The sequence below is a fragment of the Caballeronia sp. GAFFF1 genome (assembly GCF_023630705.1).
Classification (GTDB): domain Bacteria; phylum Pseudomonadota; class Gammaproteobacteria; order Burkholderiales; family Burkholderiaceae; genus Caballeronia.
Map to the genome: position 1 here is coordinate 69,247 of NZ_JALQEM010000041.1, position 23,290 is coordinate 92,536.

20 protein-coding genes are annotated in these 23,290 nt (G+C 62.5%); 12 read left to right on the forward strand and 8 right to left on the reverse strand.

Annotated features, from left to right (window positions below):
- Window positions 1-117 precede the first annotated feature (117 nt).
- Complete coding sequence (locus NCR37_RS25660; protein ID WP_250475627.1) at window positions 118-999, reverse strand: LysR family transcriptional regulator; 882 nt, start codon at window positions 997-999, stop codon at window positions 118-120.
- 140 nt (window positions 1,000-1,139) lie between these two features.
- On the opposite strand from NCR37_RS25660, the gene NCR37_RS25665 reads away from it, so the two are divergent.
- The 5 genes from NCR37_RS25665 to NCR37_RS25685 all read left to right on the forward strand — a co-directional run bounded on the left by NCR37_RS25665 (window position 1,140) and on the right by NCR37_RS25685 (window position 5,646).
- The gene (locus NCR37_RS25665; RefSeq protein WP_250475628.1) at window positions 1,140-1,859 is read left to right on the forward strand and encodes an SDR family NAD(P)-dependent oxidoreductase; all 720 of its coding nucleotides are present in this window, start codon (window positions 1,140-1,142) and stop codon (window positions 1,857-1,859) included.
- A gap of 42 nt (window positions 1,860-1,901) precedes the next feature.
- Window positions 1,902-3,104 (forward strand): MFS transporter, encoded by a 1,203-nt coding sequence (locus NCR37_RS25670; protein ID WP_250475629.1) that lies wholly within the window; start codon window positions 1,902-1,904, stop codon window positions 3,102-3,104.
- Between the two features lie 63 nt (window positions 3,105-3,167).
- Complete coding sequence (locus NCR37_RS25675; protein WP_250475630.1) at window positions 3,168-3,569, forward strand: DUF427 domain-containing protein; 402 nt, start codon at window positions 3,168-3,170, stop codon at window positions 3,567-3,569.
- Window positions 3,570-3,993: 424 nt separating this feature from the next.
- Complete coding sequence (locus NCR37_RS25680; protein WP_250475631.1) at window positions 3,994-4,854, forward strand: alpha/beta fold hydrolase; 861 nt, start codon at window positions 3,994-3,996, stop codon at window positions 4,852-4,854.
- 45 nt (window positions 4,855-4,899) lie between these two features.
- A complete protein-coding gene (locus NCR37_RS25685; RefSeq protein WP_250475632.1) occupies window positions 4,900-5,646 on the forward strand; it encodes an SDR family NAD(P)-dependent oxidoreductase in 747 nt (248 codons plus the stop codon).
- Window positions 5,647-6,559: 913 nt separating this feature from the next.
- Here the strand turns inward: NCR37_RS25685 and NCR37_RS25690 are convergent.
- From NCR37_RS25690 to NCR37_RS25705, 4 genes are all read right to left on the reverse strand, one after another.
- On the reverse strand, window positions 6,560-7,207 hold the full coding sequence (locus NCR37_RS25690; protein ID WP_250475633.1) for a glutathione S-transferase: 648 nt from the start codon (window positions 7,205-7,207) through the stop codon (window positions 6,560-6,562).
- A gap of 63 nt (window positions 7,208-7,270) precedes the next feature.
- Entirely contained in the window at window positions 7,271-8,017 is a 747-nt protein-coding gene (locus tag NCR37_RS25695) for an SDR family NAD(P)-dependent oxidoreductase (protein WP_250475634.1), read from the reverse strand.
- 371 nt (window positions 8,018-8,388) lie between these two features.
- Complete coding sequence (locus NCR37_RS25700) at window positions 8,389-9,030, reverse strand: redoxin domain-containing protein (protein WP_250475635.1); 642 nt, start codon at window positions 9,028-9,030, stop codon at window positions 8,389-8,391.
- A 166-nt stretch (window positions 9,031-9,196) separates the two neighbouring features.
- Complete coding sequence (locus NCR37_RS25705; protein ID WP_250475636.1) at window positions 9,197-10,339, reverse strand: alkene reductase; 1,143 nt, start codon at window positions 10,337-10,339, stop codon at window positions 9,197-9,199.
- A gap of 881 nt (window positions 10,340-11,220) precedes the next feature.
- Between NCR37_RS25705 and NCR37_RS25710 the strand changes: the two genes are divergently transcribed.
- The gene (locus tag NCR37_RS25710) at window positions 11,221-12,135 is read left to right on the forward strand and encodes a LysR family transcriptional regulator (protein WP_250475637.1); all 915 of its coding nucleotides are present in this window, start codon (window positions 11,221-11,223) and stop codon (window positions 12,133-12,135) included.
- A 679-nt stretch (window positions 12,136-12,814) separates the two neighbouring features.
- Here the strand turns inward: NCR37_RS25710 and NCR37_RS25715 are convergent.
- Window positions 12,815-13,021, reverse strand: coding sequence for a DUF378 domain-containing protein (locus NCR37_RS25715; protein WP_250475638.1), 207 nt, complete (start codon window positions 13,019-13,021; stop codon window positions 12,815-12,817).
- Window positions 13,022-13,250: 229 nt separating this feature from the next.
- On the opposite strand from NCR37_RS25715, the gene NCR37_RS28635 reads away from it, so the two are divergent.
- Window positions 13,251-14,141, forward strand: a complete 891-nt coding sequence (locus NCR37_RS28635) for an RNA chaperone Hfq (protein ID WP_350029097.1) — start codon at window positions 13,251-13,253, stop codon at window positions 14,139-14,141.
- Window positions 14,142-14,170: 29 nt separating this feature from the next.
- On the opposite strand, the gene NCR37_RS25720 is transcribed toward NCR37_RS28635, so the two are convergent.
- Entirely contained in the window at window positions 14,171-14,362 is a 192-nt protein-coding gene (locus tag NCR37_RS25720) for a hypothetical protein (RefSeq protein ID WP_250475639.1), read from the reverse strand.
- A 1,056-nt stretch (window positions 14,363-15,418) separates the two neighbouring features.
- On the opposite strand from NCR37_RS25720, the gene NCR37_RS25725 reads away from it, so the two are divergent.
- Window positions 15,419-15,916, forward strand: coding sequence for an SRPBCC family protein (locus tag NCR37_RS25725; protein ID WP_250475974.1), 498 nt, complete (start codon window positions 15,419-15,421; stop codon window positions 15,914-15,916).
- Between the two features lie 534 nt (window positions 15,917-16,450).
- On the opposite strand, the gene NCR37_RS25730 is transcribed toward NCR37_RS25725, so the two are convergent.
- Complete coding sequence (locus NCR37_RS25730) at window positions 16,451-18,205, reverse strand: MOSC and FAD-binding oxidoreductase domain-containing protein (protein WP_250475640.1); 1,755 nt, start codon at window positions 18,203-18,205, stop codon at window positions 16,451-16,453.
- Between the two features lie 485 nt (window positions 18,206-18,690).
- Between NCR37_RS25730 and NCR37_RS25735 the strand changes: the two genes are divergently transcribed.
- The 4 genes from NCR37_RS25735 (at window position 18,691) to NCR37_RS25750 (ending at window position 23,290) form a co-directional block, all read left to right on the forward strand.
- Entirely contained in the window at window positions 18,691-19,671 is a 981-nt protein-coding gene (locus NCR37_RS25735) for an AraC family transcriptional regulator (RefSeq protein WP_250475641.1), read from the forward strand.
- Window positions 19,672-19,798: 127 nt separating this feature from the next.
- Window positions 19,799-20,731: a substrate-binding domain-containing protein gene (locus NCR37_RS25740; protein ID WP_502800593.1), complete on the forward strand. Its 933-nt coding sequence runs from the start codon at window positions 19,799-19,801 to the stop codon at window positions 20,729-20,731.
- Between the two features lie 47 nt (window positions 20,732-20,778).
- Window positions 20,779-22,299: a sugar ABC transporter ATP-binding protein gene (locus NCR37_RS25745; RefSeq protein WP_250475642.1), complete on the forward strand. Its 1,521-nt coding sequence runs from the start codon at window positions 20,779-20,781 to the stop codon at window positions 22,297-22,299.
- Entirely contained in the window at window positions 22,286-23,290 is a 1,005-nt protein-coding gene (locus tag NCR37_RS25750; protein WP_250475643.1) for an ABC transporter permease, read from the forward strand. Before NCR37_RS25745 ends, NCR37_RS25750 begins: the two co-directional genes overlap by 14 nt.

The following is a 23,290-nucleotide window of genomic DNA, read 5'->3' on the forward strand; positions in this document are numbered from 1 at the left end:
GGCCAATAGCAGTCTCTGCGCAAGTTGGGTGACGGAGCACTCAACCGTCCGCTCGACCTTAAGCTTCGGTCAACGGTCGGCAGATGTGCCAGGCGAGGTCCAAACGTCTCTTCCAAGTCACTTTTGAATCGAATCGATCCGCGAAAGAAATAGCTCGACGATCGGCGAACGATTGGTCCTGTTGTAGCCGACGACGAGATCGATCGTCGGCGCTTCGCCCTTCAACGGCCGGCTCGTGACCGACCAGGGAAGGAAATTCTCCGCGTAGGACGGCAACAACGCGACGCCGCGCGTCGATGCGATCAGCGACAACGCCATCGTCAGGTTGTGAACGCGATGCGCCGGTTCGATATCGAGGCCGTTATCGGCGAGATATTGCTCGATGGCCCTACGCATGGGACCGGCGACTTCCGATCCGCCGATGAAAAGCTCGCCAGCAAGTTCACGAACGTCTACCTTCTTGTGCGCCGTAAGACGATGGTCGCTCGGCATCACGACGATGAACGGCTCGCGCGCGACGGTCACATACTCCAGCGCCGGCTGGCCGGGCTCGGCACGCATGAAGGCAATATCCAGCCGTCCCATCGACAATCCCTCCGCGAGATCGGGCGAGTGCTCGCTCGATACCGTCAAGTCAATGTTCTGCAGATCGCCCGCCAGCGCGCGAGTCGCTTCCGCGAGCCAGACGACTTCCTGCCCGCTCAGGAACCCGACCGCGAAGACCGGTTTGGTGGGCCGCGCCGCGCGGCGCGCGGCCTCGCGTGCTGCGTTCACTTGCGCCAGCGCGAGCCTCGCGTGGTCGAGGAATGCCCGGCCGGCATCGGTCAGTTCGACGCCACGCGCGCTGCGCACCAGCAGTTGAACGCCGACCTCATATTCGAGGTCGCGAATCTGTCTGCTCAGTGAAGGCTGCGATGTATGGAGCCGTTTTTCGGCCGCCACCGTCAGGCTGCCCTCTTCTGCTACGCCGATGAAGTACCGCAAGTGGCGAAGTTCCATGTGCGTGTCCATGCCCGTGAGGTATGGGGGCCAGCTTATAAAGTCTTTCTCGCGGCGGCAAGCCCCGATTATCTTTCGTTTCCATCAGGGGCGCGATCCTGTGCGTCTCCATCGGAAAGGCAGGCCGAAAAGGAAACGACATGAATGCCCTCGCAGGAAAGACCGCCGTCGTCACGGGCGCTTCGCGCGGCAGCGGCCGGGCTGCCGCGCTGGCGTTGGCGCGAGCCGGGGCGCAGGTCATCGTTCACGACGGTCGCGGCGCAAGCGAAACCGAGAGCGTCGTGCGCGAGATCCGCGGCATCGGGAGCCGATGCGGCGCGATCGCCGCCGACCTGTCAACGCGCGAAGGCCCATACCGGCTCGCACGGCAGATCCGCGCGATTGTGGGCGAGCGGCTCGACATCCTTGTCGCGAACGCCGGCATGTCGGTGAGCGACGTCGCCGACGAACTGTCCGTCGAGGAATTCGATCAGCGGCTCGCGCTCGACATCCGCGCTACGTTATTTCTCATTCAGCAGTTGCTTCCCATCATGTGCATGAGGAGCAACGTCACGTTTCTTTTGCTGCCGGCGCATGAGGCTGGGAGCGGACTTCACGCAGTCGACGCGGCGATCCGCGGCGCGATGGAAACCCTGGTCAGGCACTTCGCCTTCGCTCTCGGCGGACGCGGCATTCGCGTCAACGGCGTGGCGGAAGGTTACGCTCACGCGAGGACGACGACGCCAGCGTTGGCGGACCACGCGCGTGAGAGCAGGGGCGATGACGTCGGCAGCATCATCAGCTTTTTGGCATCGGACGCGGCGCGCTGGATCACGGGCGAGATCGTGCGCGTAAGCGAACGTGAACGCGCCGGGCGCTGAGAGGAACCGTCAATATCCGTCCCACCCAAAAGGATAAGAATCATGAATCGAAACGAAAACAGTCGATCCACGCAGGCACCAGCGTGGCTCGCCGTCCTTTCGGTTGCGTTGAGCGCGACCGTCTTCTGCACGACTGAATTTCTTCCGGTCGGGCTCCTGCGATATATCAGCCACGGACTTGCCGTCAATGAAGGCGCGGCGGGCATGATGGTCAGCGCGCCCGGCCTGCTGGCGGCCATTGCCGCGCCGGCGGTGACGGTCGCGGTGCGGCGCGTCGATCGCCGCCGCGTGCTGCAGGGTTTGGGAATGATTCTCGTGGCATCGAACCTGGTCGCCATGCTTGCGCCGAATTTCCTCGTGCTTGTTCTTGCGCGAGCATTGTTCGGTATCGGTATCGGCGGATTCTGGGCCATCGGCGCGGGCCTCGGCGCGCGGCTCGTGGCCGAGCGGCATGTCGGGCGCGCAACCTCGTTGATTTTCGCAGGCGTGTCGCTCGGCATGCTGATCGGAGGTCCTGCGGGCGCGCTGATCGGCGAACTGGCCGGCTGGCGAGCCGCATTCGGAGCCGCGCTGGCGATGTCCGTCGTCGCGCTGCTTATCCAGTTCGCGGCGCTTCCCGAGCTTCGCGTGGTACAGCGCATCAGAGGTCGCGACTTGCTGGGCATTCTGGCGACGCGCTTTGGACGCGCCGGCCTCGCGGCGATGACGCTCGCCCTCTGCGGCCAGTTCGCCACGTACACGTATGTGACGCCGTTCCTCGCAACGGTCTCGGGCTTCGACGGCAAGACAATCTCTTCGCTGCTGCTCGGCTACACGCTGATCGGCCTGTTCGGCAACTTCTTCGGCGGCGCGGGCGCACAGCGCGACGTGCGCACGACGCTGCTCGCCACGATCCTCTTCATCGCGCTCCCGGTCGCGGCGCTGCCCGCGATTGGCATCCATCGGATATCGGCCATCGCGGCGCTCGCGCTGTGGGGCGTGTCCTATGGTGCAATGCCGGTCGCGTTGCAGATGTGGATGGCGCGAGCCACGCCCGACATGCGTGAGGGCGGCATGGCGCTGTTCGTCGCGGTCTTTCAGATATCGATCGCGCTCGGCTCCCTCGCGGGCGGCCTGATCGTCGATCACTATGGCCTGTTCGATGCGATGTACTCCGGCTCTGCATTAGGCGTGCTCGCGATGCTGAGCATCATGTTGTTCGGCCGGCCCGCGCGCGCCGCTACTGAAGCCGCTGCTGGCAGTTGAATGCGCGTGCCCCCCGGAACCAAACCGACTACCCGAAGGCTCACTTGTAAAAGGAGTACCGTCATGTCCAGAACCATCAAAGTCCCGGATGCCAGCCATCCCATCACCATCGAACGTAACGCCTCGCAAGTGGTGATCACGGCAGGCGGCGCGGTCATCGCCGATACGAGCGACGCCTTGACGTTGCGCGAAGCTCGCTATCCCGCCGTGCTGTACATCCCAAGGAAGGACGTCGACATGACGCGGCTCGAACGCACCAGCCACGCGACGTATTGCCCGTACAAAGGCGACTGCGCCTACTACTCGATCCCCTCCGCAGGCGAGCAAGCGACGAACGCCGCCTGGACGTACGAGGACCCGTATGAAGCTGTGGAAGCGATACGGGATCATCTCGCGTTCTATCCGGAACGCGTGGACTCGATTGCGGAAGTACCCGCTGCCGCTCCTATTCAATCAGGACACTGAAAAGAATAACGTTCGCGCGGTTCTCGTAACCGGCGCGCTGTCCGGTATCGGTCGCGCGACGGCCATTGCATTTTGCGAGGGAAAAAGCCCGCGTAATGGTTTCCGGCCGCCGTACCGATGCCGGGGTGCAACTCGCCGGTGACCTCCGTTCGCTCGGCGCCGAAGCCGAATTGCAGGACGAGGCCGCCGCGTCACAGTCCGTCAGCTGACTGCCGATTTTCGGCGACAAGTTTTCGAATCGACGGCGCGCGCCGCGGCGTTCGCGCGGGCCATGCCTGTAGTGCATGGCGTACTGCCCAGAAAGTCGTTCTCAAGCGAGGCAGAGGCGCATACCTTGATCGTCAGCAGGCAATGCATCGACGAATGGCCCTACGTCACAGATATGAGCCCCGCACTTTCCCTCCGAACTTCAAGGATCACAGCCATGACTCGCCATACTCACCAGAGCGCACCAACGCAATACGTGGAAGCGAACGGCATCCGTTTTGCGTACCGTCGTTTCGGCGATCCGCAAGGCGTGCCGCTTGTCATGAACATTCACTTCAACGGCACAATGGATCACTGGGACCCGGCCGTCACCGATGGTCTCGCCCAGAGCCGGGAAGTGATCCTGTTCAATAACGCGGGCGTTTCCAGCACTTCCGGCGCGGTGCCTGAATCGATCGAGGAAATGGCGGCGAATGCGGCGGCCTTCATAGATGCGCTCGAACTGAAACAAGTCGATGTGCTCGGTTTTTCGATGGGCGGTCTCATCGCGCAGCAACTCGCGATTACAAGACCGCGACTCGTGCGCCGGCTGATTCTCGTCGGCACCGGTCCGCGCAGCGGCGAAGGCATGGCGTCGCTCACGCCGGAGGCACAGGAAATTTTCAGCTTGAGCTACGACGAGCCCGACCATCTCTGGCTGCGCGTGCACTTCGCGCCGTCCGCCGCGAGTCAGGCTGCGGGGCGAGCGTTCCTTGAACGGTTTCGTCTGCGCCGGGAAAATCGCGATCCGGAATCGAACGACAAGGTCGCGCCCGCGCAACTCGCCGCGCTCGCCAAATGGGGTGCCGCGCGCGAGAACCCGTATGCGTATCTGAAGGACATTGCGCAACCGACGCTCGTCGTAAACGGCGACAACGACGTGATCATCTATTCCATCAATTCGTGGATTCTTCAGCAGCACATCCCCGATGCCCAACTGATTATCTATCCCGATGCCAATCACGGCTCGCTGTATCAGTATCCCGAGCGTTTCGTCGCACACGTCGCGCAATTTCTCTCGGAACCGGCGCACGCCTGAACCCACTCGCTGGCGCCTTTCCTCGCATAGTCTCAGGAGAATGACATGACCACTCTCACCGGAAAAACCGCGCTCGTCACAGGCGCTTCTCGCGGTATCGGCCGGGCGATCGCGCTGGCGTTGGCAAAGGCCGGCGCGCGCGTGCTCGTTCATTTCGGCCGTGCCGAAGACGCCGCCGACGCGGTCGTCGAAGCTATTCGCGCCACGGGCGGCCGGGCCGACAAGGTGTCGGCCGATCTGCGCGCCGCGGATGGCCCGCACGCGCTTGCGAAACGGGTTCGCGCGCTGGCCGGCGACCGGCTGGACGTGCTCGTCGTGAACGCGGGCATCTCGAAAGCGGCGAGCATCGAAGAGACGAGCGTCGAAGATTTCGATGACCTTTTCGCGGTCAACGTACGCGCGCCGTACTTCCTCGTGCAGCAACTGCTGCCGATGTTCGGCGAAGGCAGCAGCGTCGTCTTGCTGTCGTCGCTCGCGGCACGCAGCGCCGTCGACAACCTCTCGGCCTACGCGGCGACCAAGGGCGCGATCGATACGCTCGTGCGGCACTTCGCGTCCACGCTCGGTGAGCGCGGCATTCGCGTCAACGCCATCGCGCCGGGCGTCGTCGAAACCGATATGTCGAATTTCGCGAAGACCGCTACGGGCCGCGACTTCACGCTCGGCATTCAGGCGCTCAAGCGGGTCGCCCAGCCCGACGACATCGCCGGAGCTGCGGTTTTCCTCGCATCCGATGCAGCCCGCTGGGTGACGGGCGATACACTGCGCGTCGATGGCGGATCGAAACTGTGAGGGTTGCGGCGTGCGGTCTTCCACGCGCTGAAACTAGCTTAAACGTGCTGACGCAAGCCGATGCCCGCCGCGCTAATAGTAGCCGGCAAATGCCGGTGGCATCGCGCGCGGCTGGACTACTAGCCACGGTGTGGTGCTTGTACGGAGGTAGCAGGCGCCATCGTTCCGTCGCGGGCCGGCGCTACAATCGGATGCGCGCTGAGCCGGTCACCCCGCTCGCTCTTTTCTGCCGCTAAATGCCATCGCAGGCGTACCGGTTTCAAGGTCGACCCCGGTTGTTTTGCCTTGTCACGAGGAGGCCCGAATGGACGGGTTCACGCAGCATCACGATGACTCCGCCTTCGGGTCGACCTTGGTCGCGCCACGCCGCCGGGAGGTGGTGCGCCGAGGAATCAGAGTCGCGATCGGCGACCGCGCGTTCGACCTGCTCCTGCTTTTGGTGGAATCGCGCGGCTCCGTTCTGAGCAAGGGCGATTTCTCGCAAGCGCGTGGCACGACCGAGTCGTCGAAGACAAGACCGTCGAAGCTCAGGTTTCCGCGCTTCGCCGGGCGCGGAGACGATGGGGCGGCCATACGCACGGTGACGAAGCGCGGCTACCAGTTCACCGCGGAACTGCTCCCCGAGGCGGCGAAACCGGATGAGCCGTCTGCTACGAGAGCGGCCCGGCCGGCTCTTCCTGGCTCGCAGCTGCCTGCATCGATTACCCCTGTCACTGGCCGGGAAGCGGCCGTGCGCGGAATTTGCCGCGAAAGCCGCGCTAGAAGCCATCTTTCCCGCGACGCGGCAGTGCGGAGAAGGCGGTCGCATTGTGGACGTGGACGCGGCGCTCACCTGCACCGGGGCAATCACCGAAGCCGCGCGCGCGGACAATGAGCGCGCGGCATCTATCGTATTGCTACGACGGCCTCTTGCTCATGCCTTGGACGATGGGCGGGCCGAGACCTTGTCATACCACGCCTGTAGCGCATCGAATCCCGCGGGAATGCCGAGCTTCATGCCGCCAGCGGCGAAGTCGATCGTTACGAGCGTCGTGACGTCCGCAACCGAGAATGCATCGCCCGCGACGAACGGCACTGTCTTGAGGCGGTCGTTGAAATCCGCAAAGAAGTTCGCGACGCGCAACTTGCTGCGCTCCACGATCTCAGGAATCTGCTCATATGCATGCGGACCGGACAGCGCCCGGCCTTTCAGCCCGGCAACGGCATTGCGGACGCCCTCCATGACGGCGGAAAAGCCATCCAGTTCGGCACGGCGTTCCCACATCGTGACGAGCGCCTTCGTCGTTGGCGTCGTGCCTAGCAACGTGGGCGTTTCGGGGCAGGCTTCTTCGATGTAGCGCCAGATTGCAGGAACTTCGCCGATCGCGGTACCGTCTCGCAGCACGAGCGTGGGGACCTGCCGGCGAGGATTGATCGCGACGTAGGCCTCAGAGAACTGCTCCTTCGCGCCGAGGTCCACCGCTTTCGTTGGAAATTCGATGCCTTTCTCGGCAAGAAAGATACGCACCCTGCGAGAGTTGGGAGAGGCCTTGGATTCAAAAAGCGTGAGATCGGTGTTCATTGGTGGTGTGTCCATAACATGCATTTCGCCGGCAAAGCCGGAGTGCGAATATGTGCCGAGCGTTCAACCCGCTGTCTTCCCACCATCGACGGTGAGAATCTGCCCGGTGACGAACGCCGCACTGTCATTTGCCAGGTAGAGCACTGCTGCTGCGATGTCGCCAGGCTTGCCGATTCGCGCGAGCGGAACCGTTGCGGCAAGCGCGGCCTTGTTCTCCGGCGTGCGCGTGAAGCGGTCCAGCATGCCCGTGTCGGTGGGGCCGGGCGCGACGGCATTGACTCGCACGCCCGCCGATGCAGCCTCGAGCGCGGCGGATTTCGTAATGCCTTCCACGGCGTGCTTGCTGCCCGCATACACGGAAGCGAACGCCGCGCCTTCGTGACCATAGGTCGAAGAGATATTGATGATGCTGCCGCGTTGCTGCGCGCTCATCACGCGCAATTCGTGCTTGAGACTCAGCAGGGTTCCAAGAACGTTGGTATCGAAAGTATCGGCGTAGCTCTCGGCGGTCTGCTCGACCACCGGCCCAGGCCGGCCTTCCGTGCCCGCGTTGTTGACCGCGACGTCGAGCCGGCCGAAGCGGGCAACGGTTTCATCGACCAGGCGACGCACGTCTTCGTCGCGGCGTACGTCAGCCTGTACGAAGAATGCTTCCGCGCCGAGTTCGCGCAGTTCGGCCTCGAGTGCCTCACCTTGTGCAGAGCGACGGCCCGACACGACAAGGCGAGCGCCCGCACGGGCGAACGCAAAAGCGGTTGCGCGTCCAATACCCGTGAGGGCGCCAGTGATAAGGACTACGGATTGGTTCATTTGCAGCTCCGATAAAGTTGATTGATGCGAGATACACCGTCCCCAGAGTTTCGCTTCCCGTTGTGCGTGAGCTTCATCGCTCAATGCGCAGCGAATAGGAAAGTGCGTGGAAGACCTGAGCGTCTTCCAGTAGGCAAGACGCTCTATCTCCTGCAGTCAGGTTAGCGGTTTAGCATATCGACGAGAACGACTTTCTGGGCTTGGCTTCATGCTTGCCAAGCATGGCTGCACGACGTTAGACGCTGGACGAATACGGGATTTTGGGGAGGTTCGTATACGTAGCTGTCACATGGTCGAGACATACGCTCGCATTCGTGGTGGGATACACGGTGGACTTTGGCAGTACATCGGTCGACATGCGTGCGACCGTTTCAATCGACGCCTGACTGCGTATTGCGACGCGTATGCAGTTTGTGGAGCACTCGGATCAGCAATTCGCCGTCCAGTGCATTTCGATAGTCGAAATCGACATGCGCGAACACGACCACGCCGGCTTCGTTGATAAGATAGGTCGCTGGAACCGGCACTAGAAAGCGGTCTGACTCTCCGAGCTTTGGAGGCGTATACCCAAGGTCAAGATAGCGGCTTCGCAGTGCCTCGGGCAGATCGAACGTCAGACCAAAAGCGCGGGTCGTTCGCAAATTCCGGTCGACAAGCTCCGTGACAGGCAGTCGGCTGGCCTCGCGCGGCGAAGCATCCGGCGGGGCGATCGCGACGGCCTTCGCTCCCGTCAAAGCAATATGCGCGTGCATCGCGGCAAAATGCGCAAGGCTCTCCTCGCCAAATGTGCACCATGATCCGCGCAAGAAGTGGATCACAACGGGCGCCGAACTCAGCAAGTGATCGAGTGCGACCTTGTTGCCTTGCTTGTCGGGCAACACGAACGACGGCGCCTGGGCGCCCGCATGCAACGCTCGAGTCACGGCGTTCGAAGCGGCGGTCATCGCGAGCTCCGCCGCCGCGTCAGCGTCAGCGTCAGCGTCAGCTTGCAGTATTTCGAGGTCGTGTCCCATCGTCGATATTCCTCCTGTCCAGCAACCCTGCGGCGATGACGGCGCTTGCGTTCGCCAGACGGCCCCGGCGGCGCTTGCGCGACATCGGGGGCCTGAGATGGCGCGACCGGCTCGTCTCGAGCCGTGGCGCCTCGATCGCGTCACGCTGGCCTCCAAGGTCTGGTGGTCAAACAGCCTCGGCGCTTTCTTCATCTTCAGCGTTGCGAAGCGCCGCTTGTTGCGCGTCATACGTCAGGAAGTCCGAGTACTGGGCTTCGCCGCCACCCCAGAAAGCGGCGCGGACATATGGCGTCAGTGGCAGATCGTGTGCGAGGCGTTGCGGCAAGTCCGGGTTCGACGAGAAGTGGCGTCCAAAGGCGACGAGGTCGGCGACGCCCGAGTTCACAGCGTCAACGGCACTCGCGCGATCAAAGCCCCCTGCAGCGATGATCGGACCCGAGAAGTGCGGGCGCAGATACGCAGCCGCCACCACCGGTTGGCCGTGATGCAAAGTGTCATCGCCCTTGATACGTGGTTCGATCACATGAAGGTATGCGATCTTGTACGCGTCGAGCACCTTCGCCACATGGCTGAAGGTCGCGACCGGGTCGCTGTCCGAGATGCCGCCCCATTCGCCCGACGGCGAGATCCGCACCCCGACGCGGTCTGCGCCATAGACCGAGATCAGTGCTTCGAGCGCTTCGCGCAAGAAGCGCACGCGGTTCTCGACCGGACCGCCGTATTCGTCGGTGCGTTGATTCGTGCCGTCCTGGATGAACTGGTCGACGAGATAGCCGTTTGCGCCGTGCAGCTCGACGCCGCCAAAGCCGGCTCGCTTTGCGCGCCGCGCAGCCTGACGGAAGTCTTCTACGATGCCCGCAATTTCTTCCACTTCGAGGGCGCGATGCGGCGACACCGGCACAAAGCCGTCCCGGGTCAATGCGACGCCTTCGAACGGCACGGCTGAAGGCGCGACTGGGGCGCTGCCGCCGTTGACTTCTACGTGGCTCTGACGACCGCCGTGAATCAGCTGCAGGAATGCGAGACCGCCCTTGGCGTGGACCGCATCTGCAATGGCCTTCCAACCGGCATCCTGACCGTCATGGAAAATGCTCGCAGCGCCAAGATAGGAACGTGCGTGTTCAGAGATGCTTGCGGCTTCGATGATTACAAGTCCGCCTTCGGAAGCACGCTGGCCATAGAAGTCGGCCATCATCGGGCTTGGAATGTCGCCCGGCTGGATGGTGCGCAGGCGGGTCATTGGAGCGAGAACGACGCGATGGTTGAGGTCATAGGCACCGACCTTTGTGGATGTGAACAGCTTAGCCATGACGATTCCTTTGAGAGTGGGTTGCGCACCGAAGGGACCGGTGCGTCACGCGTTGCGTTGAGATCGAATGTAGAGATTCCGGCCCGCACGAAATAGGCCCCTATGGGAATAGGGCCTATGCCCGATCTGGATAAGTCAGCTCGAATCCGAGAAGAGGCGAGCATCGCGCCCGTCGATCCGGCCGCTGACCCAGGTCAAACACAAGGCGCACAGTACGGCGAGCGATGCGATCCAGCGCGCATGCATGAGCCCAGATGGCTGACGATCGCGCCGCCTGTCCATGCACCACCGGCCACGCCGAGATTGAACGCGGCGATGTTCATTCCCGATGCGACGTTGACAGAATGGGGTGCGAAACGCCTGGCTTGCTTGACGACATAGACTTGCAAGGCGGGTACATTGCCGAAGGCGACGGCACCCAGCCGAGCACGACGATAAACAGCGTCTTGCTGGTCGCAGTCACGTCGGGCAGCAGCAGGACGCCGGCCACCAATGCAAGAATCACCGTTCGCCGGTTTCAATCAGTGGCTTTCGCAAGGGCGGAGCAGGGCCGTCCATGCATAGGCATACTCTCAGATTGGGATAAATGGCGCCTTCGGGATGCTTCGCGTCGGAGCCGAATCGAAGTTCGAATCGAATGAGCGCAAGCGCGATGCTTGCGGTTCGTGGAATCCCGCCGTTGACCGTTGTGTCGTTGCTGCAGTCCAGCGCGCCCCAGGTGCCGCTTCGTCAAACGGCTGTACGTGAACTGATCTGACCTGATCGAAGCCTCGATTTTCCTGCGCAGGGGTGCTTTGAGGCGAAGGGTCAGTCCAGACGCGCGCCGACGTGTAAGGTACGCTGTCAGCACTTAATCTGCTGTCAGACTCAGGAGCATCCCCATGGACCGCCTTGCGGCGTTTGAAATCTATGTCCGCGTCGTCGACACCGGCTCTTTTTCCGCGGCGGCAAGACATTTCAATATCGGCCAGCCCGCCGTGTCCAAGGCCGTTGCGCAACTCGAAGAGTGGCTCGGCGTCAAATTGCTGCTGCGTTCCACGCGCGCACTGACACCGACGGAGGCCGGGCAAAACTTCTACGCGCGCGCGAAACGTGCAGTCGAAGAATCAGGTGAGGCCGTGCTGGCTGCTCGCGGAACGGCCGCAGGGCTCACGGGCCGGCTTCGCGTTTCGGCGGCCGTTTGTTTTGCACGCCTGCACGTCGTGCCGAGGTTGCCTGAGTTTCTGACTCAGCATCCCGATCTCGAGATCGACCTCGTACTCGATGACCGCAATATCGATCTGATCGAAGAAGGCATTGATCTCGCGCTCCGGATGGGTGACCTCGCCGATTCGAATATGACTGCGCGGCGCATCGGTGTAGCGCGACGCCGTGTGCTTGCAACTGCGGCGTACTTCGCGAAGCACGGCACGCCGTCGACGCCCGCGGACCTAATCGGGCATCGCGCCGTCGTCTATACGCGCGATCTTGAGGGTGGCGAAGACTGGACCTTCCGAAAGGAGACGGTCGAGCAATCGATCAAACTGCAAAGCCGCGTCAAGATCTCCGCGACGGAAGGGCTGCGCGCCGCGGTGTTTTCGGACCTTGGATTGGCAGTCGCGTCAGAATGGGCGTTCTCGCCGGAACTGAAGTCGGGTGCGGTCGTGGCCGTCATGGACGACTGGAAACTGCCCACGATCGCTTTGTCCGCGCTCTACCCGACCGGGCGCATGGCAAGCAGCAAGGCACGTCAGTTTGCCGCGTTCGTCGAGGGATGCCTTGCGACCGAGTTCGCGCCCGCCTTGCTATCCGCCTGAGTGGAAGAGGATATAAATGGCGAGCGCCTGACGCTGGTGCGCAAGTGGCCGGAATTATCCCAATACCAACCCTCCCGCTTGCGGGGTACCGAACGACTGCGGCGGGTCGATGAGACTCAGTCACGGTTCAGCCAAACTGACGCTCATCGTAGCTCATCGCGACCGGCCCAAACGGACGTTCTGCCGCCGCGGGATGGGCGAGCAGCGAGCGTCGAAGGTTGCGGACGATGGATCTACGATAACAGCGCATGAATGACCGGTTGCGTTGCGTGACCAAGAGATGCTTGACGCATGGTACCCACCATTTAGATGTCGAACCATAGGGGAGGAGCACAGCAGCCGAATGACTCACGTAAATCAGGCGGTGGTGGGCGCAGGCGGTGATCAGGATCGGTGCCAGGTCGAGGCGCTGGCCGGCCAGCGGGCGCAACGGGCGATGAACTCGGCCACTCGCAGTATGGCGGCTCCACGTACGGCTCGCCTTCAGGCAGGACGCGGTCGAATTTCGCGCCGCAACTGGCGTTCAACGTGATCACGCGCCCACCCAGGTCAAGGCCCACCTGTGCACCGCGCGATAAGCGTCGCCTCTGGAGAGGTGTGCCGCGCGTCCAATGACCCTCGCGGCGCGCCGTTCAATGATGCACAAGGTGATGCTCGCGCGCCGGCATGAAAGCCCGGATCAACGAATACACCGCTGCAAGTCCACGAGTATGTAAACGATGCGTGCGCCCGGAGATTCCGCGCCGAAAATGGCCGCGACGAGGTCCAGTTTCATGAGCCCGACGAGGCCCCAATTCAGCGCGCCGATGATCACGAGTGCGCCCGCCAGCCAGTCTACTGGGCGGCGACGAACACTGACGGTTCCTTCTGAGATGACAGTTGGCATGACTAAACTCCATGTTGAGAAAAGTGCTTCAGTGAATGCGCCGTCCTCGAACGGCGTTCACCTCTCGCCAGCGCTGCCACTCTATTGGCCGCGCAGGCGGCCCGCAAAACGCCTGGGCAATACGAGCCATGCGCCTGGTAGTTAATCTGCTTGACCGTCAGGTAAAGGCTGCTTCCCCACGAGAGTTTTCGATCACTCGCCTGCAAATTGATTGGTATCGCGAAGAGTCATGATTGTGAATTCGGCCGTGCGCTTGCAATTCATTCGTCTCTCCGGATCCCCGTTCCGCGATAGGCGATCTCGCCGTTCTGAACCGTGTTATGTCTCCGACACCCGGCAATCGAAACGACTGTCTCAACGCACTGCGCAGGAGCGTAAGCGCATGACCATCTTTCTGGTCAACGGCAGCAAGCTGCCCGGGCATAAGCAATCGTTCGACGCGTACGTCGTGTACATCGCATTGAGCACCGGTTCGCAGGCCGTCTTCATGCATGCGATCGCGACTATTGGCGAGGATCGAGGTTGGGTCGGCGGTTCTTTTGGGAATGCGGCTCCATCTTGTAGTCCCCGATGCTCTTATCGTTGCAACACAAGGCCGTTCCGGCCCCTCGCTTGCATCGAAGGAGCCGGCGAGAATCCTTGCCTTCTTAGCCGACCGCCCGATGGCCGTCGCCTGCGCACCGAGCGCCACCGCCTTCTTGATATTGAGTCGACGCCGAATGCTCCAGTCGATGGTCGACTGCGTGCCAAGACTCATCGCCTCGCAGCGAACTCAGGCTTGAGTGCGCGCCGCCAAGCTAGGGCCCGCCCGACTGGTAGTGCGATCACGTCGCGTGCCGAGGCCGTAGAGTCACGCTGCGTCCGCCGGATGCGATTGGTCTGGCACGCGCGCGAGCAAGTCAGAGGTAACGGCGGGTTCGAGCATCTTGCCCGCCTTGCGTCAATCGTCACTTCCAACCTTCGCCGGATCAATCTCTCGCACGTTGTCGAGGTTTGGCGCCGCTTCTTGCGAGCGGCTTCGTCTTCAAGCGCATCATTCTCATTTCCGAGCCCCTTCAGCCCATACCGCAACGGCCGGAATGCAGCCCTTGCGGTCGTTCCTTTTTCGCTTGCCGTTTGACCCCGAGAACCGGGCTCGCGTCTCGACGGTTAAAGCTTCATGGGCACATGCGGGGGAGCGGGCTCGGGCTCGTCCTCCAAAGAAGTCATTGAGTGAATGACACCCCATAGCTCGACAAGTGCCTTTTCCTTCTCCACGTCATGCCCTCCGATTACCCGTGCCATCTCGGTCGCGGAAAGCTCCTCCTCGTGGCGGAGGTCGACAATGTTCAGAGCGCTCATTTTGATCACCTATTTCAGTAAGGCCCGAAGGCCGGGAGAATTGAGCGCGTACCGCGACGCTCGCCCCCTTCATCACAGGTTCCGTGCCACGCAGTCCGCGACACAGCGGTCCGGAGCCTAACTCACTGAAGTTAAAAGAAACGTCCCCGCCGGCACTCGCTGTCCACATGGCTCGTCGGGGCGAACTGTCGGTTTGCCCACGACACATTGGGGCACTATTGTTGGTCGTCGCAGACTGGCGAGTTGCCGCGTAACACGTGGGCGCCAGCGCGCGTCAAGACACGGCGCGTCTATCCGTTGCCGTCAGCCATTGCGGCCTGCTCGCGTATGCAAGCGTAAGTCTTTCAGACGGACCGGACACGATAGGTTCAAGGCGAGGAAGCCGGGAGATGCTGCTAGCATCCGATCTTCCGTTCGCGCGCTCATATCACCCATGTTTCGCGGCGCTGGACCTTTCTGCCGAACCTGCCCGTCTGCCTGGCCGTCCCGGCCGCGGTGCTTGCGTGAGTGCCGAACCCGCGCCGCGACGAGCGGCGACCCGTTCGATCTCGGCGGGCTTATTTTCAGCGGAATAGCGCTGAAACGCCGGTGCGGCTCGGGACGAGCAGACCAGCTACGGACGTCGCTGACGCCTGGTCGACTTCGGGTAGCCCGGCACACACCGGCAACGGCATTGCACCTGCCTATTCCGGCCACTCTTTTCGGCCGCGACAGACGGTCGGTTTGCTATTCGACACCTCCCACCGGCGAAGCCGATGGCTTGCCCAGCGCCGATGGTCCTGGGCTTTCTTGCGCCCACGGTATCAGAGAGCCTGAACCAGCGAGCCAACGAAGTGCCCGACTCCACGGCGGGTTGCGGAGACTTGGATATGATCTACTATCCTCCTCGACAAGAGGCGCAGTCGGGAAGTTAAAGCGACGTGCTGGAAAGGGTAGCCGCGGGAATAGGCCGCAGCGATGCTGCAAGTCACGGCTCAACGCGCTCGGCTGCGGCTGGGCACCCGACGAGGCCATTGAGCCGGATGCGAACGGAAAGTGAGCGCTCTGGAGGCGATCGTGCACGCGAGCGAATATTGGTTCATTACCGTCTGGAAGATCGGGGCGCCGATTCAGGCGGTATGGGACGCCGTTCACGATCCGGCTGCGTGGCCGCAATGGTGGACCTGCGTCGAGCGTGTGAGCGAAGTGGAAAGCGGCGCGGCCGATGGCGTGGGCGCATTGCATCGTTACGTGTGGAGGGGTCGCCTGCCGTATCGCGTGCGCTTCGATATGCGCGTCACGCGGGTTAAGCCGCTGGTGTTGCTCGAGGGCGTGGCGAGCGGCGATGTGGAGGGGATCGGGCGCTGGACGTTCTCATCGAGCGATGAGCTCACCGCCGTCCGATACGACTGGCGCGTGCGCACCGGCCGTGGCTGGATGAATCTGCTCGCTCCCGTGGCGCGCCCGCTCTTCGAATGGAATCACGATTACGTCATGGAGCAAGGCGGCGAAGCGCTCGCAAGGCGACTCGGCGCGAAGCTGGTGAGCATTGGTCATCGTGAGCGGAGTAGCTAAGACCCGTTCCGGCCGGCGTGACCGACACTTGCAATGGCTCGGCGCGTCATCCTCGCGTTCGCATTGTCGCCTTAATCATTAGCTTGTTAATGGCATGCGCGTGGCGCGGAACCGGCGAAGCGCTTCAGGCGCCCCATCGCCCAGCGCCGGTGCGCAAGAGCCCTGGATGCGCAAGGCAATCTGCCGGACTCTGTTGCTTCTCAACTTTTCGTTTGCTCATCTGATCGGGCAGGCTTGGAGCGAGGGAAGTTGGTAAGCCATCATGCACTTTATTAGGCCTCCGAAGTGTCCTTTGATTGAACTGAGACAGTCGCGCTTCCCATCGAACCGCAGGTCGGTGTGTTAAGCAAAAATCGCAAGAACTGGGGCGCGGTGGGAGGCTTCCCGCATGGCATGCTCATTACGCATGCAAAGACGATGATTCCGGATCTTCTGGCGTTGGGTCGGTCATCCTGATGTGCCGGGTCGAGCAACGACTGTTCTAGGCTGAATCTTCCCGCATGCTTCCGTCGTGCGGGTCGAACAGCCTCCAGCTTAGAGATCGACGACGATGTCCCGAACCGGCCGCGCGCAGCAGATCAACAGATTGCCTTCGGCGGGTCGGTCGAGCGGCTCCGGCTCATAGGCTACCGTGCCCGACACCAGGCCGCTCTCGCAGTTGTGACAGACACCCGAGCGGCACGACCACCGCACCGGAACGTCGCAGGCTTCCGCAAGTTCGAGAACGCTCTGGTAGACCGACCGATCCCAGTGCGCGGCGATGCCGCTCTTCGCGAACGACACCAGCGGCCCGGTGTCAGCGTCGTCTTTGGGCACATGTGGACTGCCTTTCGCCGCTGCGACGATGCCCGGATTCAGCGGTTCTCCGCCGTTGAATGTTTCGGCATGAATCCGTTCCGGCGGGATGCCTATGCCGGCGAGCGCCGCTTTCGTATCGTCCATGAAGCGCGACGGTCCGCAGAGATAGATGTCCGCGTCGCGCGTGATACCGGCCACGCTCAGAACCGCTTGCGACAGGCGCCCCGTCGCATCGAAATCCACGCCATCGCGGTCGCCCGCGGCAGGCTTGCTGTAACAGACGTGACTGCGTCCGTGGGGGAGCCTGGACACCAGAGCGCGAACTTCGGCGGCGAACGGATGATGCTGGCCATCGCGCGCGGCGTGCATCCACAACACCGGACGCGTCGAGCGCGCCGCCGACAGCGCATGCAGCATCGAAAGAACCGGCGTCGCGCCGATGCCCGCGCTGAGCAGCACGACGGGTCCGTCGCCCGGCTTCAGAACGAAGCTGCCGCGCGGCGCGCTGACGTCGATCGTATCGCCCACGCTCACGTGTTGCTGGAGATAAGACCCGGCTGCGCCATCCGGCTCGATCTTCACGCTGATCCGGTAGCTCTCCGGCGAAGGCCCGCCTGAAATCGAATAACTGCGGTAAAGCGGCGGTCCGCCGGCCGTTCGCTGCAGACGCAACACCAGATATTGGCCAGGCAGAGCGGGGGGCAGCGGCTGACCATCCGCGCTTGTGAAGCTGAACGAGAGCACGTCGGCGGATTCCGGTTTGACTGCGGAGACCCTGAGTGGCCGGAAACCCGGTGATGCGGCATTCGCCGTCGATGCCGCCGCGAGCCCGGGATTTCCGCCCTTCGCGCCGTCTTTCAGAAGCGCCTCGAAAGACCGCCGCCACCCCGGCGACAGCGCTTCGATCCGCAATGCTCGCTCCAGTAGATCACGCGGATGATGGGCCGAGTAAAGCAGCGCATTGACTTGCGTGACGCTCATGCGCTCTTCGGCTTCGCCCATCTTCACGATCTCGTCGCCCGCGCCCACGTCGCCTTCTTGAAGGACGCGCAAGTAAAAGCCGGGTCGTCCGCTCGATGTGAGCAGGGCGGGCATCCGCGGTTCGTTCATGCGGATGCCGACGCGATAGCAGGTCACGCGGGGCTGCGTCACCTCGAACAGCGCGCTGCCGATGCGATAGCGGTCGCCAATGCACACATCGGAATCGGGCAGTCCTTCGATCGTAAAATTTTCGCCGAACTGTCCGAAGGCAAGGTCGTTGCGTTTCAGCTCCGTCTGCCAGTAGCGCGACGATTCGATCTGGTAGACGAAGACGGCGCGCTGCTCGCCGCCGTGGCCCGCGAGATCGCCCTGGCCGTCGCCATCGAGGTTCAGCCGTCCGACGCGGCATCGGCCGCGCACGGGTTGTTTCCAGATGCCGGTATGCACCGTGCGGCCTTTCCACTCGATGTCGCGCGGAAGCCCGACATTCACCGATAATAGTCGCGCCATGGTCGTCACCGCTCGATGTGTTCGCACGGCACTTGCCCGCGCGCACTGGACCTCATTCGCTGAGCCACGATCTCGGCTCGGTCTTTCAGCGTGAATGATAGTACTGACCTGTGCGGAAAGCGCTTCTCTGGTCACTGACCCGCTTTTCGCCAACGCTGCGGCACCGCTCGCGCTCCCTCGTGCGTCGAAGCCGCTTCGCGCCGGCAGCGTATTCACCCCGGCATTCACTAGAAGAAGTGAGCAAGTGGCCAGAATCGGCGGAAACCACGCTTCGCCGCCGATCAAGAAAATACTGGAGCTGAAGATTTTTGCGTCGCACAATTTGCTGTCGAGACGCAAGGACCCTCCATGCGTGCAAAATAGTACATAAAAAGAGGCGAAAAGTTGGTAGAAGCGCGACACTGACCGATCTAAATTGGCGTCAATAGCCGGCGCCCCGAAAGTGGCAAAAAGCAGCCGGCATAAAAGAGAATGGAGACGGCTTCATGAGGCACCCCGATCTAGAGGTGGTCGACGTTCGACACGGCGAGTCCTTCAAGGCCTGGTCGCACGGCTATCCGTACAAGACGGTGCGCTGGCACTTCCATCCGGAATTCGAGCTGCAGTTGATCGTCGCCACGCACGGCAAGTTCTTCGTCGGAGATCATGTCGGCTCCTTCGGCCCGGGCAACCTCGTTCTGATGGGAGAGAATCTTCCGCACAACTGGGTCAGCGAAGTGCCGGATGGCGAATACGTGGAGCGGCGCAATCTCGTGATCCAGTTCGGCACGGACTTCGTCAAGCGCTGCATGGAAGCATTCCCCGAGTGCCGCGATGCCCAACCGTTGCTCGACAACGCACGTCGCGGTATTTTGTTCGACTCGCAGACGAGCGCGGTGGTCGCGCCGCTGTTCGAAGAACTGTTGACGGCGCGCGGCATCCGGCGCATTTCGCTGTTCCTTCGTATTCTCGAATGCCTTTGCGATGCGAAGGAACAGACGCTCCTCGCGAGCATCGCTTACGAGCAAAATGTCGCTTCGTCCAAGCGGTTTGGTCATGTGCTTGCGCACATCGGCAAGAATCTGGCGTCGGATCTGCGCGAGTCCGATCTCGCCGGGCTCGCCGGACAGAGCGTCAGCGCATTCTCGCGCGCGTTTCATCGCCATACGGGCGCGACGTTCGTTCAGTACGTGAACCGCCTGCGTATCGAAGCGGCGTGTCACATGCTGCTCGCCGACGAAATCAACATCACGCAGATCTGTTTTCAGGCCGGCTTCAATAACGTGTCCAACTTCAATCGGCAGTTCCGGGCGGCTAAAGGAATGACGCCGTCCGAGTTCCGCGCGCTGCAGCGGATCAATGCGCGCAGCCGGGAAGTCAACCTGAACGCGCCGTCGGAAGGCAGCCCGGAGCATGTGTCGCCGGGACACACGGCCGCCGGCTACGCGTCGTCCGTCGAACGACGAATGCGATCCTCGCCCACGTAACGCGTAACTCGCGCGCACGCTCGCGCTCTTTTCGCCGTACAGCAGCCGTCTTGTCGAGATTCGCCCATCGCTCGCGCGAGGGCTTCATTCACCCTGAAGAAGTGCAAACTAGTTAGGAGACACAACTATGAACCGCCTGTCCGTTTCGTCGCTGCGCCGGGGCGCGTTGATCGGCACGCTTGCCTTTTCGGGCGCGCTTTGCGGTGTCGCACACGCGGCAGCACCGCTCACGATCGGCATGACCTTTCAGGAAATGAACAACCCGTATTTCGTCACGATGCAAAAGGCGCTGAACGAAGCGGCGAATTCGATCGGCGCGAAGGTCGTCGTCACCGACGCACACCATGACGTCAGCAAGCAGGTCAGCGACGTCGAAGACATGCTGCAGAAGAAGATCGACATTCTGCTCGTCAATCCCACCGATTCGACCGGCATTCAATCGGCCGTCACGGCGGCGAAGAAAGCGGGCGCGGTCGTCGTTGCGGTCGATGCGAACGCCAACGGTCCCGTCGACTCCTTCGTCGGCTCGAAGAACTACGACGCTGGCGTGATGTCGTGCGAATACCTGGCGAAAGCGATCGGTGGCAGCGGCGAAGTGGCCATCCTCGACGGCATTCCCGTCGTGCCGATTCTCGAACGCGTGCGCGGCTGCAAGGCGGGGCTCGCGAAGTTCCCGAACGTAAAGCTCGTCGATACGCAGAACGGCAAGCAGGAGCGCGCGACCGCTCTGTCGGTGACGGAGAACATGATCTCCGCGCATCCGAACCTGAAGGGCATCTTCAGCGTCAACGACGGCGGCGCGATGGGTTCGCTCTCGGCCATTACGTCGTCGGGCAAGGACATCAAGCTGACGAGCGTCGATGGCGCGCCCGAAGCGGTCGATGCGATCCAGAAGCCGAACTCGAAGTTCATCGAAACGACGGCGCAGTTCCCGGCCGATCAGGTTCGCATCGCGCTCGGCGTCGCATTGGCCAAGAAGTGGGGCGCGACCGTGCCGAAGGCCGTGCCGGTCGACGTGAAGGTGGTCGACAAGGACAACGCCAAGGGCTTCACCTGGTAAAACGCGATGTGTGCGGACGGCCCGCCGTCCGCCCGAAAGAGGCGCAGATGGACACCATTCTCAGGCTCAAGCACATCACGAAGAGCTTTCCCGGCGTGAAGGCGCTGCAGGACATTCACATCGAGATCGCGCGTGGCGAAATTCACGCCCTGCTCGGCGAGAACGGCGCGGGGAAATCGACGTTGATGAAGATCCTTTGCGGGATCTATCAGCCGGACTCGGGCGAGATCGAGATCGACGGGCAGACGCGTCAGTTCGACAACTATCACGATGCGGTGTCGGCGGGCGTGGGTATCGTGTTTCAGGAATTCAGCCTGATTCCGTACCTTAACGCGATCGACAACATCTTTCTGGGCCGCGAGCGCCGCACGGTCTGGCGCACGCGCGACCGCGCCGCCATGCGCCGTGAAGCCGCGCATATCTTTGCGCGCCTCGGCGTTGGCATCGATCTGGATGTGCCTATCCGTACGCTGTCGGTGGCGCAGCAGCAGTTCGTCGAGATCGGCAAGGCGTTGTCGCTCAACGCGCGCATTCTGATTCTCGACGAGCCGACCGCCACGCTGACGCCCGCCGAGGCCGATCATCTGTTCACGATCATGCGGCAGTTGAAGCAGCAGGGCGTGGCGATGATCTTCATCTCGCATCATCTGGAAGAGATTTTCGATGTCTGCGACCGCATCACCGTGCTGCGCGACGGCCAGTATGTCGGCATGACAGACGTGGCAAAGACCGATGTCGAACGGCTCGTGGAGATGATGGTCGGACGGCGCATCGAGAGCAGCTTTCCGCCGAAGCCCGAGTTACGCGACGATGCCAGGACCGTGCTCGACGTGAGCTCGCTGCAGATCACGAAGGACGGTCCGGTCAATGCGTTCACGTTGCGCGAGGGCGAGATTCTCGGCTTCGCGGGGCTCGTGGGTTCGGGCCGCACGGAGACTGCGCTTGCCGTGATCGGCGCGGAGCCGGTTCATGCGAAGGAGATTCGCGTGCACGGCGCGATGGCGAAACTATCGGACCCCGCCGATGCGCTCCGTTCAGGCATCGGCATTCTGCCCGAGAGCCGCAAGACGGAAGGGCTCGTCACTTCGTTCTCGATCCGCGACAACATCTCGCTGAACAACCTCGGCAAGTATCGCTCGCTGCGCTGGTTCTTGAATCACCGCATCGAGGCTCGCACGACGGCGGAGATCATGAAACGCGTCGGCGTGAAGGCGCCGTCGATGCACACCGAAGTCGCGACGCTGTCGGGCGGAAACCAGCAGAAAGTTGTGATCGCGCGCTGGCTGAATCATCACACGCGCATCCTCGTCTTCGACGAACCGACGCGCGGCATCGACGTCGGCGCGAAAGCGGAAATCTACGGGCTGATGCGCGAACTCACCGCGCGCGGCTACTCGATCATCATGATCTCGTCGGAGTTGCCGGAGATCGTCGGCATGTGCGACCGCGTCTGTGTGTTCCGGCAGGGACGCATCGAGGCGATCCTGAGCGGCGACGCGATCGATTCGAACACGGTCATGACCTATGCAACAGCCGGGGCACGCGGAGCGACACATGAACACGCCTGACACATCTTCTCCGAACTCACGTAACGTCGCCGCCGCCAGCACGCACGGCAGCGCAGGCTCGCGCTTCGCGAGCTTCAGACGTTCGACGCTCTTCTATCCGCTCATCGGCCTGATCGTCGTCTGTATCGTGATGATGGTAGCGAGTTCCAGTTTCCTGTCCGCCGCGAACCTCGAAAACGTGCTGCGGCAAGTGTCGATCAACGCGATCATCGCGGTCGGCATGACCTGCGTGATTCTCACGGGCGGTATCGATCTGTCGGTCGGTTCGGTCATGGCGCTGTCGGGCACGATCGCGGCCGGATTGATGGTCTCGGGCCTGAACGCGGTCGCGGCCTTGCTAACGGGCGTCGCGGTCGGACTCGGCTTCGGCGTCGCCAACGGCTTCTTCGTGGCGTTCGCGCGCATGCCGCCGATCATCGTCACGCTCGCGACGATGGGCATCGCGCGCGGCCTCGGTCTCATCTATACCGGCGGCTATCCGATCGACGGTTTGCCCGACTGGGTCAGCTTCTTCGGCAGCGGCAAAGTGCTCGGCATTCAGGCGCCGGTTCTCATCATGCTCGCCGTCTATCTGATCGCCTGGCTGCTGCTCGACCGCATGCCGTTCGGCCGTTACGTCTATGCGATCGGCGGCAACGAACAGGCCACGCGCTTGTCGGGCGTGCGCGTGGCCCGTGTGAAGCTGATCGTCTACACGCTGTCCGGGCTTACGTCCGCGTTCGCCGCAATCGTGCTGACCGGGCGTCTGATGAGCGGCCAGCCGAACGCGGGCGTCGGCTTCGAACTCGACGCGATCGCGGCGGTGGTGCTCGGCGGCACGTCGATATCCGGCGGACGCGGATCGATCCTCGGCACGCTCGTCGGCGCGCTGTTGCTAGGGGTGCTGAACAACGGCCTGAACATGATCGGCGTGAATCCGTACGTACAGAACGTGATCAAGGGCGGAATCATCCTGCTCGCGATCTATATCAGCCGCGAACGCTCGCGCTGA

Bases quoted from the DNA above. Each gene is read 5' to 3' on its own strand.
- NCR37_RS25715 (WP_250475638.1), bottom strand. From the start codon at position 13,021: ATGCCAACTGTCATCTCAGAAGGAACCGTCAGTGTTCGTCGCCGCCCA.
- NCR37_RS25705 (WP_250475636.1), bottom strand. From the start codon at position 10,339: ATGGCTAAGCTGTTCACATCCACAAAGGTCGGTGCCTATGACCTCAAC.
- NCR37_RS25720 (WP_250475639.1), bottom strand. From the start codon at position 14,362: ATGAGCGCTCTGAACATTGTCGACCTCCGCCACGAGGAGGAGCTTTCC.
- NCR37_RS25750 (WP_250475643.1), top strand. From the start codon at position 22,286: ATGAACACGCCTGACACATCTTCTCCGAACTCACGTAACGTCGCCGCC.
- NCR37_RS25700 (WP_250475635.1), bottom strand. From the start codon at position 9,030: ATGGGACACGACCTCGAAATACTGCAAGCTGACGCTGACGCTGACGCT.
- NCR37_RS25735 (WP_250475641.1), top strand. From the start codon at position 18,691: ATGAGGCACCCCGATCTAGAGGTGGTCGACGTTCGACACGGCGAGTCC.
- NCR37_RS25740 (WP_502800593.1), top strand. From the start codon at position 19,799: ATGAACCGCCTGTCCGTTTCGTCGCTGCGCCGGGGCGCGTTGATCGGC.
- NCR37_RS25730 (WP_250475640.1), bottom strand. From the start codon at position 18,205: ATGGCGCGACTATTATCGGTGAATGTCGGGCTTCCGCGCGACATCGAG.
- NCR37_RS25685 (WP_250475632.1), top strand. From the start codon at position 4,900: ATGACCACTCTCACCGGAAAAACCGCGCTCGTCACAGGCGCTTCTCGC.
- NCR37_RS25695 (WP_250475634.1), bottom strand. From the start codon at position 8,017: ATGAACCAATCCGTAGTCCTTATCACTGGCGCCCTCACGGGTATTGGA.
- NCR37_RS25710 (WP_250475637.1), top strand. From the start codon at position 11,221: ATGGACCGCCTTGCGGCGTTTGAAATCTATGTCCGCGTCGTCGACACC.
- NCR37_RS28635 (WP_350029097.1), top strand. From the start codon at position 13,251: ATGATTGTGAATTCGGCCGTGCGCTTGCAATTCATTCGTCTCTCCGGA.
- NCR37_RS25745 (WP_250475642.1), top strand. From the start codon at position 20,779: ATGGACACCATTCTCAGGCTCAAGCACATCACGAAGAGCTTTCCCGGC.
- NCR37_RS25665 (WP_250475628.1), top strand. From the start codon at position 1,140: ATGAATGCCCTCGCAGGAAAGACCGCCGTCGTCACGGGCGCTTCGCGC.
- NCR37_RS25670 (WP_250475629.1), top strand. From the start codon at position 1,902: ATGAATCGAAACGAAAACAGTCGATCCACGCAGGCACCAGCGTGGCTC.
- NCR37_RS25690 (WP_250475633.1), bottom strand. From the start codon at position 7,207: ATGAACACCGATCTCACGCTTTTTGAATCCAAGGCCTCTCCCAACTCT.
- NCR37_RS25675 (WP_250475630.1), top strand. From the start codon at position 3,168: ATGTCCAGAACCATCAAAGTCCCGGATGCCAGCCATCCCATCACCATC.
- NCR37_RS25680 (WP_250475631.1), top strand. From the start codon at position 3,994: ATGACTCGCCATACTCACCAGAGCGCACCAACGCAATACGTGGAAGCG.
- NCR37_RS25660 (WP_250475627.1), bottom strand. From the start codon at position 999: ATGGAACTTCGCCACTTGCGGTACTTCATCGGCGTAGCAGAAGAGGGC.